This window comes from Streptomyces sp. NPDC001156, from assembly GCF_053598275.1.
The window spans coordinates 1-2,466 of sequence record NZ_JBSFJX010000450.1 but is presented as its reverse complement, the minus strand read 5'-3'; the positions used below and the strand labels follow the sequence as shown (position 1 = coordinate 2,466).

Sequence of the window (2,466 nt, the reverse complement as noted above, 5' to 3'; positions counted from 1 at the left end):
GGACCCAGCCACAGCCTCACAGATGCACGGGACGGCCGCGACCGATCCCATCGAGCACGGCCAGCGGCCCCTTGCTCGTTACTGAGACACGCTCCTAGCTGGTGCCTCGGGGTTGAGCGGCACTGGCTCACGACAGTTGTCCTGCAAACACGACACCTAGCGTGCTCAGGCTCAGATCGATTGTGGCCGGGCGCGCTATCTGTCATCGCTGCGAGGCACCTGTCGTGGCGGGCCAGGCCTTCAACAGTCGGCCCGTCCCATATCCCTGCGTCGCGAGCAGGAGTCCGCAGCCGGCTGCAGGCAGCGGTCATCTTCTCGCGACTCTGCCCGCCTCGCAGCCTGTCGCCGGTCCAAGCGGCACCTGACGACAACCATCGTGCAAATACCGGTAACAGTCAGTTGGACCAAGTTGGGGGCAGGAACCACTCGGCCAGCGGCGGATGCCAGCGGACGTCAGCGGATCAGCGAATCAGTACTGACCACGTGACGGGAGAGGTTCTCCCAGCCGTTGGCCGCCTTGGTGCTCGCGAAGCACGCGAGCCGCAGTCGGCAGTGGCGCTGCGCAGATTGCACAAAAGGGCCGAATCAAGGAAAACGATCAGAACCGCGGACGCGGTTCCCCGGTGCGTCGAGCCTCCCTACAGTGTGACGCCGAGTGACCTCGACCACATGCTCCGTGTGATTCCAGAGCTGTCCGTCGCGAGCTTCGCCGAGCCAATGGAGACCGCGTGTCCCGCTCGAAAATGTTCAAGAAGAGATGGTTGCGGAATACTGCCGCCCTGTTCGCGGCGACCGGACTGCTGGCGGGCGGTGCCGTCGTCGCCCAGGCAGTGCAGAGCGACAACTCCGCACCCAACCTGGTGAACTGGGCCGTCTCACCGTTGAAGCCGAACACGCCCCAGACCCCGGAAGAGGCGGCATACGGCCAGCAGCACGGCAGGGCCAAACCCGCTCCCGAGCTGCTGCAGCCCACCCTCGATCCGGCACTGCACGACTTCCAGCCCATGCAGAACAAGAACGAACTGCGCGGCGACTACAAGTGCGGAGCGTCCGACGTCCTCGCCGAGCTGTCGAAGAACTGGGTCGCGGAATTCGAGAAGTACTACCCCAAGGTCCACCTCTCCATCAACCCCCCGTATGCCGGCAGCCTCGGAGCGGTGGAGCTGGCCAAGGGCAATCTGGACTGCGTTTTCGTCTCCCGTGAGCTACGGCCCAGCGACATCGAGGGCTTCCGCGACGCCTACGGCTACGACCCGACGAGCGTGCCGATCTCCGGCGGCAGCTACCGCCAGTTCGGCTGGCTCGACTCCCCCGTCTTCACGGTCAACAAGAAGAACCCCATCGAGAAGCTCTCCTTCGACCAGCTCGACTCCATCCTGTCCACCACCCGCGCCCGCGGCGGTGCGCCTGCTACCACGTGGGGTGACCTGGGCCTGACCGGCGACTGGGCCGACAAGCCGATCCACATCTACGGCATCAAGCCGTGGAACGGCTACGAGGAGTTCGTCCGCCAGCGCGTGCTGAGCACGCCGGGCCAGCGAGGCGAGTGGCGATCGGCCGACACCGACCCCAACGTCCACTGGGAACCGACGGTGTTCAAGATCGCCCAGGAGGTCGCCAACGACCCGTACGCGATCGGCTACACGGGAGCCGCCTACCTGGACTCGCCAGTGAAGGTCCTGTCGTTGTCCAACCACAACGGCGACCCGGCCTACGCGCCCACCTACGAGAACGTCGCGGCGGCCAGCTACCCGCTCAGCCGGCTGGCCTACCTCAACCTGAACAAGCGCCCGGACGCGCCGCTCAACCCGGTCTTCGCCGAGCTCACCCGGTTCATCCTGAGCAAGCAGGGCCAGCAGGTCATCCTCAACCAGGGCATCTACCTGCCCCTGCGCGGCTTCCAGGCCGATGCCAGCTACCCCGTAGCCGGCATCACCCCACAAACCCCTGACAAGAAGTAGCTGACTGCTCCGCTCCGGCACACGCCTGCTCTCCTCCCACGTCACGCGAAGAACGCGGGGGAGGAGAGCAGGCGCACGTGAAAGCACTGGTTCTCCGCGGCCAGACTCGTCACCGACGACCGGCCTGTGTCCTCGCATAGTCTCCGCGCCGACGGCGCCACGCCGTCGGGCATCGCGCGACTAGGGCATTTTCGGGCTCTCCTGCTTGATGTGTGGGTCATGCTGAGGCGGGTTGGCGTCCGGGGAGTTGGGGGCGGGGGCCGGCGAGGGTGAGCATGACCAGGGCGATGATGGCGTCGGCGGAGTGGAAGCCGAAGCCTCTGCGGATGATCAGGCGGGTCTTGGTGTTGGTGGACTCGATCAGTCCGTTGCTCATACCGGTGGTCAGCGCGGCGCGGATCGCCTGGTAATGGCGGCGGATACGGCGCTGGAGGTCGACGAAGACGTCGATGCGGCAGCGGCGGGCCCAGCCGATCCACCGGTCCAGTGCCCGCAGGGCCGCGCT

The 2,466-nt window shown here is 66.2% G+C and carries 2 protein-coding genes; one reads left to right on the top strand and one right to left on the bottom strand.

Going from position 1 to position 2,466, the window contains the following annotated elements:
• Positions 1 to 728: 728 nt before the first annotated feature.
• Positions 729 to 1,961 carry a PstS family phosphate ABC transporter substrate-binding protein gene (locus ACWDA7_RS51985; protein WP_450615109.1) on the top strand — a complete coding sequence of 411 codons (1,233 nt, stop codon included), beginning with the start codon at positions 729 to 731 and terminating at the stop codon, positions 1,959 to 1,961.
• A 217-nt stretch (positions 1,962 to 2,178) separates the two neighbouring features.
• Here ACWDA7_RS51985 and ACWDA7_RS51980 read toward each other — a convergent pair.
• A partial coding sequence (locus ACWDA7_RS51980; RefSeq protein ID WP_450615107.1) for a transposase occupies positions 2,179 to 2,466 on the bottom strand: 288 nt, incomplete at its 5' end.